This window comes from Acidobacteriota bacterium (assembly GCA_028874215.1).
Taxonomy (GTDB): Bacteria; Acidobacteriota; UBA6911; order RPQK01; family JAJDTT01; genus JAJDTT01.
In genome coordinates, this window is sequence record JAPPLF010000080.1 from 76171 (window position 1) to 83198 (window position 7028).

Below are 7028 nucleotides of genomic sequence, written 5' to 3' on the forward strand. Positions count from 1 at the left end.
CAGGAGTTTGAACAGAGCAGCGTCTCGGTTGCAAACGGACCGTTCGACAGTCCTGTGCCCCGGTTGATTTGGCCAGGGGGCTACGGTATAAATTTTTCAAGACCGCCGCGAAAACGGCAGCCTCGAGGCGGGATCCGCAGGCGGTTTTCGAATCGGGAGGAATTCCATGCTGAGACTCGACGCCGACAAGCCCGTATCGTTCTGCGACGGTTTCAACCGGCGCGACTTCTTCCACATCGGGGCGCTTTCCGGGTTGGGACTCAGTCTGGTCGATCTCTACAGCCTGAAGGCGCTCGGGTCCGTCGATGCCAGGAAGGACCCCATGAACTGCATCTTCCTCTTCCTGGTCGGCGGCCCCAGCCAGTTGGACACGTGGGACATGAAGCCGGATGCGCCGGCCGAGATCCGGGGTCCGTTCAAGCCCATTCCCACCAACGTGGATGGGATCCGGATCAGCGAGATCTTCCCGCGGATGGCGCGGCACGCAGACAAGTTCTCCCTGGTGCGGAGCCTTTACCACGACGCGGCCGCGGTGCACGACACCGGGCACCAGATGATGCAGACGGGCCGCCTCTTTCAGGCCGGCATGGAGCATCCGCACGCCGGCTGCGTCATCAACAAGCTCCGGGGACCTCGCGGAGCCCTGCCGGCCCACGTCCTGATCCCCCGTCCCATCGGCAAGACCGGAGGCAACATGCCCCACGGCCAGGACGCCGGATATCTGGGCCGGGCGCTGGACCCCTTCGTCCTGAACAGCGATCCCTCGCTGCCCGATTTCAAGGTGCGGGACCTCCTGCCGCCCGACTATATCTCCGCCAATCGGCTGAACCGGCGCCGTAACCTGAGAGAGATCGTGGACGGGGTCGTCGGCAACTTCGAAAACAGTGAGGACGCCCGGCTGCTGGATTCCAGTTTCCATCAGGCCTACACGCTGATTTCGTCCGACCGCGCCCGGGAGGCGTTCGACATCACCCTGGAAGACGATGCGGCTCGTGACCGTTACGGGCGCAACAAGTTCGGACAGAGCTGCCTGCTGGCCCGGCGGCTGGTGGAGCGGGGTGTCCGGTTCGTCACCGTCAACATGTTCGAGACCGTCTTCAACGAGATCACCTGGGACATCCACGGGTCGGCTCCCTTCAGCCCCATCAGTTGCTACTCCGATCTGGTGGGACCCATGTTCGACAACGGTTTTTCCTCCCTGGTGGAGGACCTGAAGGACCGGGGCATGTTGGAGAACACGCTGATCGTGGCCATGGGCGAGTTCGGCCGCACGCCCAAGATCAATCCGGCCGGCGGCCGCGATCACTGGCCCGGGTGCTGGACCACGGTCTTCGCCGGGGGCGGCATCCAGGGCGGACGGGTCGTGGGCGAGTCGGACGAGATCGGAGCCCTGCCCAAGGATCGTCCGGTGACTCCGGCGGAGGTGGTCGCCACCGTTTACCACTTGCTCGGCGTGGACCTGGAGACGGAGCTGGACGGACCCGGAGGACGGCCCGTTCCCATCGTGGACTACAACGTCGAGCCCATCCACGAGTTGATCTGAGGTCGTGGCCAAGCGGTCGCCCGTCCCCCTGCTTTTCGTTCTGGCCCTTGCCGCCGTGGAGGCGGCTCCGGATTCCCCCAGCTTCCGCAACGACGTCCTGCCCGTTCTGAGCAAGGCGGGTTGCAATTCGGGTCCCTGTCACGGCGCGCTGGCGGGGAAGAACGGGTTCCGGCTCTCGCTTCGCGGGTACGATCCGGTCACCGATTACTTTTCCCTCACCCGGGAGGCGCTGGGCCGCAGGCTGGTCAAGATGGCGCCCGCCCGGAGCCTGATCCTCCTGAAGCCGACCCTGACCCTTCCCCACGGAGGAGGGAAGCGGTTCGACGTCGACTCTCCCGAATACCGGGTGATCGCGGACTGGATCGCGGCGGGAGCGCCAGCCCCGAAGCCCGGCGACCCTGTGATCGAGAACATTGAAGTCGATCCCGACAAGATCGTGCTCCACACGCCCGGTGACACGGTCCGGATCTCGGTGCGGGCCCGATTTTCGGACGGGAGTGTCCGGGATGTGACGCGCCAGACCAAGTTCAGCTCCACCAACGAAGGGGTCGTGGAGGTCGGGGACCGTGGTCTGGTTACGGCAAAGGGCCATGGTGAGGGAGCGGTTTCCGTCTGGTACTCCAGCAAGGTGGCCTTCTCCCGGGTGACGGTGCCTCACGAACGCCAACTGGGCCCGGAAGTATTCGGCCAGGCTCCCCGCAACAATTGGGTGGACGACCTGGTCCTGGCCAAGCTCAGCGAGCTGCGGATCCCTCCCTCCCCGCTGTGCGACGACAATACCTTCATTCGAAGGGTCTACCTGGACACGCTCGGAGTGCTGCCGAGCCGGCAGGATCTGAGCCGATTTCTCGGGCACACGCGCGGCGACCGGCGGGCACGGCTGATCGATTCGGTCTTGGACCGGCCCGAATACGTGGACTATTGGGCCTACAAGTGGTCCGACCTGCTGCTGGTCTCCAGCCGCAAGCTTGAAAAGGCCGCCATGTGGTCCTACTACGACTGGATCCGGCACGGGGTGGCCGAGAACCGTCCTTGGGACCGGTTCATCGAAGAACTGGTCACCGCCACCGGAAGCAATCTGGACAACGGGGCCGTCAACTACTGGCTGATCCACCAGCAACCTCAGGAGATCACGGAAAACCTGAGCCAGGCGTTCCTGGGCATCTCTCTGACCTGCGCCCGCTGCCATAACCATCCCCTGGAGAAATGGACCCAGGATCAGTACTACGGGATGGCCAATCTGGTCTCTCGCGTTCGTCTCAAGAACGGACAGGCGGCAGGCGAGGTTACACAGGTGCCGCGCCCGGTGGGAGAAGTCAGCCATCCCCGGCTGGGACGGCCCATGCCGCCGCAGCCTCTGGACGCCGAGGCTCTGTCGCTGGACGATCCGGCCGATCGGCGGCGCCACCTGGCGCGGTGGCTGGTGGGGAGCGAGCATTTCGCACGAAGCCTGGTCAATCGAGTCTGGGCCCATTTCTTCGGGCGGGGCGTCGTGGACCCGGAGGACGATCTCAGGGCGACCAATCCGGCGTCGAACGAAGCTCTCCTGTCGGCTCTGACCCGGGATTTCATGGACAACGGGCACGATGTCAAGCGTCTGATCCGAACCATACTGAACTCGGCCACCTATCAACTCTCCTCCACGGGCGTTCCGGCGAATCGAAACGACGAAGAATACTTTTCCCACCATCGAAGCCGCCGGCTGCCGGCCGAGGTGGTTCTGGACGCCATGTCCCAGGTCACGGAAGTCCCCGAGGAGTTCGAGGGCTATCCCCTCGGGACCCGGGCTCTCCAACTGCCCGAAACTCAGGTCGAGTCGTATTTCCTCGATTCTTTCGGGCGTCCCCCTCGACTCACCTCCGGAGCCGATGAGCGCAAGGGCGATGCCAACGTGGCCCAGGTCCTCCATCTGATCAACGGGGGGACGCTGAACCGGAAGCTGAGGGCGGAAGGGGGGGCCGTCGACCGGTTGCTGGAATTGGAGCTCCCGGCTCCCGAACTGGTGGAGCGTGTCTATGAGTCGGCCCTTTCGCGGCGGCCGTCCCGGCCCGAAGTCGCCCGTCTGGTCTCGGCTCTGGACCTGGAGCAGGCCAGCCGGGAGGGCGTCGAGGATCTTTTCTGGGCCGTCCTGACCAGCAAGGAATTCCTGTTCACTCACTGATCCGCCGCGTGGTGGAAATCGACCATGGGCGTGCGTATTTACGGTTCGGTCTCTCTGGCGGGGAGCCTCCTCCTGGCCGCCATGGTTTCGGGGAGCGCCGGAGGCCGGAGCCGACCGGAGGCGACCGCCGCAAGCAAGATCCTGGCCCGCGAATGTTACTCCTGCCACAACCAGGTCAAGCGGGAGGGGGCCCTGAGCCTGCACACCTTCCAGACCCTCATGAAGGGGGGAAACAACGGCCCCCCGCTGGTCCCGGGCAACAGCGATGAGAGCCGGATGATCCAGATGGTGGAGGGCTTGCTGGAGCCCATCATGCCCGAGGACGGCTTCCTGGAAGACCAGGACATCGAGACCCTTCGCGCCTGGGTGGATGCCGGTGCTCCACCGTGGCAGGGCGATCTGGGAAGAATGCGCCTGGAGCGTCTGCCCGACATCCGTCCCACCGAAACCGTCCGGCCGGAGGTGGCGAGCCTGGCTTTCCATCCCCAGGGGACGATGGTCGCAGCGGGCAGCTACGAAGAGATCCGGCTTCTCCGGCCCGGGGGAGGAGTCGATGCCCGTCTGACCGGATTGGCCGAGACGGTGCGGTCCGTCGCCTTCAGCCGGGACGGATCGCGGCTGGCCTCCGGGGCCGGAATGCCGTCCCGCTTCGGAGAAATCAAGATCTGGGATCCGGCCACGCGCCAGTTGGTCCGTAGCTGGGAGGGCCACACCGACTGCATCTACTCGGTGGCCTTCAGTCCCGACGGCTCGGTCCTGGCCACGGCCGGCTACGATCGGCTGGTCAAATTGTGGGAGGTGACGACGGGCCGGGAGATCCGAACCATCTCCGGGCACGTGGACGCGGTCTATTCGTTGGCCTTCAATGCGTCGGGCGACCGCCTGGCCTCGGCCTCGGCCGACCGCACGGTCAAGGTCTGGGACGTCGCCAGCGGGCGGCAGTTGGGGACGCCGCTCTCGGGCGCAACGGCCGAGCTCTTCGCCATGGCGTTCTACCCGGGCGGCCGCAGGATCGCGGCCGCCGGCATGGACAAGATGATTCGGATCTGGGACTTGGGCGAGGAGGGTGGAATCCTGGCGGTTTCTGTCTTTTCCCACGACGGACCGGTCGTCGACCTCTCCCTGACACCGGACGGGAACACCCTGATTTCGGCCGGAGCCGACGGACGGGTCAAATTTTGGGACGCGGACTCCCTGGAGGAGAGGAAGGCCCTGCCAGCCCAGCCCGACACGGTCCTGGCGCTGGCCGTCAGCCCCTCCGGAGAGACTTTGGCCGTGGGCCGCTATGATGGGATGGTGATCTTCGAACCGATACCATAGCCGAGCAAGCCGATGATGAAAGAAAATTCGATATTGCGGGGGGTTCTCATCGTGTCGCTGGCGGCGCCGTTGTTCGGTCAACACGCGCCGCCGACCCTGACCTCAACGGTTCCGCTGGGTGGTCAGCGGGGAACCAGCGTCACGCTCCTCCTGGATGGGACCAATCTGGGAGAGGTCCGGCGGATCCTCTTCGATCACGAGGGTTTGGAAGCCGTCATCGAGAAGCAGCAGGAATTGCCCAACCCGCGAAAGATGGAGGACGGGCAGACCCGGGCCCTGATCCTGGACGGCGCGACGCGGAACCGCCTCTGGGTGCGGGTTGAGGTCGACGAGTCGGTGCCGGCCGATCTGTATCACTTCCGGGTCTGGACGCCGCTGGGGGTGAGCAATCCGCTTCCCTTTGCCGTGGGAGCCTTTCCTGAAGCGGAGGAGACCCAATTCAACGACACACCCCGCAAGGCGCAGCCGGTGACGCTGCCGGTGACCGTCCGGGGCGACATTTCCAGCACCGGTGACGTGGATCACTTTCGATTTCGAGCGCGGGAAGGGCAGCATCTGGCGTTTCGGGTCATCTCCTCGCCCTTGGGGTCGATCCTGAATGCCGAACTCCAACTCTTGGGGGGATCGGGGAAAAAGGTGGACGGGTGTGTTTCACGTTCCGGACAGGCGGCCTTTCTCAGTTGCGAGATCCCGGAACGCGGGATCTATGTCGTTCGGATCGCCGACAGGAACCGGGTCGGCGCCATGAGCGGTTACGAGTACCGGCTCGAAGCGGGTGAGTTTCCGCTGTTGGAAGGCGTGTTCCCGCTGGGAGTCCAGGCGGGCCGGGAGACCCGTCTCAAGGTTTGGGGCGCCAGCCTGGGAGACGCCGGCACGGTCCCCTTCACGGCTCTCGAAGAACAGGCGGGACGGGTCGTCCCGCTGGCCGTTCCTCCGGCCTCCAACCGGATCCCTCTGGCCGTCGGGGCTCATCCTGAAACACTGGAAGTGGAGCCCAACGATACTCGGGAGACGGCCCAGCGGGTGAGCTGGCCCGTTACCCTGAACGGGCACGTCAACTCCTTGGCCGACGGCTCTGCCGCGTCCGGCCCGGATCAGGACCTGTTTCGATTCGAGGCTCGAAAGGGACAGGTCCTGGTGCTGGAGGTGGAAGCCTCCAGACTGGGCTCCTCCCTGGACTCCCTGGTGGAGATCCGGGATGCGGAGGGCCGGCCGGTCCGCCGCGCGGAAGTCCGCTGCCTCGCGCAGACCGAGGTCGTTCTCAGCAATCGCGGCTCGATCCAAGGGTCGATGCGCCTGGGCTCGACGGAGGATCTGGCGTTGGACGACTATCTCATGGTCGGCTCGGAGATCGTACAGATCAAGGCGATGCCGAGGGGTCCGGACGACGATACCCGGTTCAAATCGATTCGGGGCGTCCGGCAAGCCCTGTTCGGGACCACGGCCGAGGGCCACGCCGTGGGGGACCCGGTTTACAAAGTTCGCTTGTTTCCTCCGGGAACCCGCTTCAGCGCCAACGGGATGCCCGTATTTCATCTCAACTACCGCAACGATGACGGGGGTCCCGGATACGGACGCGACTCCAATCTGGAGTTCACGGTGCCTGAGGACGGAGCCTACATTGTGGCGCTCCGGGATTCTCGCAGCCAGGAAGGGGCGGACCATCCCTACCGGCTGACGATCCGCGAGCCGAGTCCCGATTTTCGGATCGAGATTCCCTCGCGCCGCTCGGGCCGCATTTTGAGCGGTACCGGTGATGCGACCCACTTCAATCTGCCGGTCGGGGGACGTCTCACCGTGGATGTCGCGGTGAACCGGTTGGACGGATTCGACGGAGAAATCCGGGTGCAAATGGAGAATCTTCCCCCGGGTGTCAGCGCCGCAAACACGGTGATTCCGGCGGGTGCAGACACCACCGTGATCCTCCTCGAGGCGTCCCGCAAGGCCTCGTTCGCTCCGACGCGGGTGAGGATCGCAGGCCGGGCCGAGGTGAACGGCCGGGAG

Annotated in this window: 4 protein-coding genes; all 4 read left to right on the forward strand. The window is 65.1% G+C overall.

What is annotated here, in order from left to right:
- Positions 1-166 precede the first annotated feature (166 nt).
- Positions 167-1543 (forward strand): DUF1501 domain-containing protein, encoded by a 1377-nt coding sequence (locus OXT71_15800; protein MDE2927859.1) that lies wholly within the window; start codon positions 167-169, stop codon positions 1541-1543.
- A gap of 4 nt (positions 1544-1547) precedes the next feature.
- Entirely contained in the window at positions 1548-3704 is a 2157-nt protein-coding gene (locus OXT71_15805) for a DUF1549 domain-containing protein (GenBank protein MDE2927860.1), read from the forward strand.
- A gap of 24 nt (positions 3705-3728) precedes the next feature.
- Positions 3729-5024: a hypothetical protein gene (locus OXT71_15810; GenBank protein MDE2927861.1), complete on the forward strand. Its 1296-nt coding sequence runs from the start codon at positions 3729-3731 to the stop codon at positions 5022-5024.
- Positions 5025-5036: 12 nt separating this feature from the next.
- Positions 5037-7028, forward strand: a 1992-nt coding sequence (locus tag OXT71_15815) for a hypothetical protein (GenBank protein ID MDE2927862.1), incomplete at its 3' end; no start/stop codon positions are given.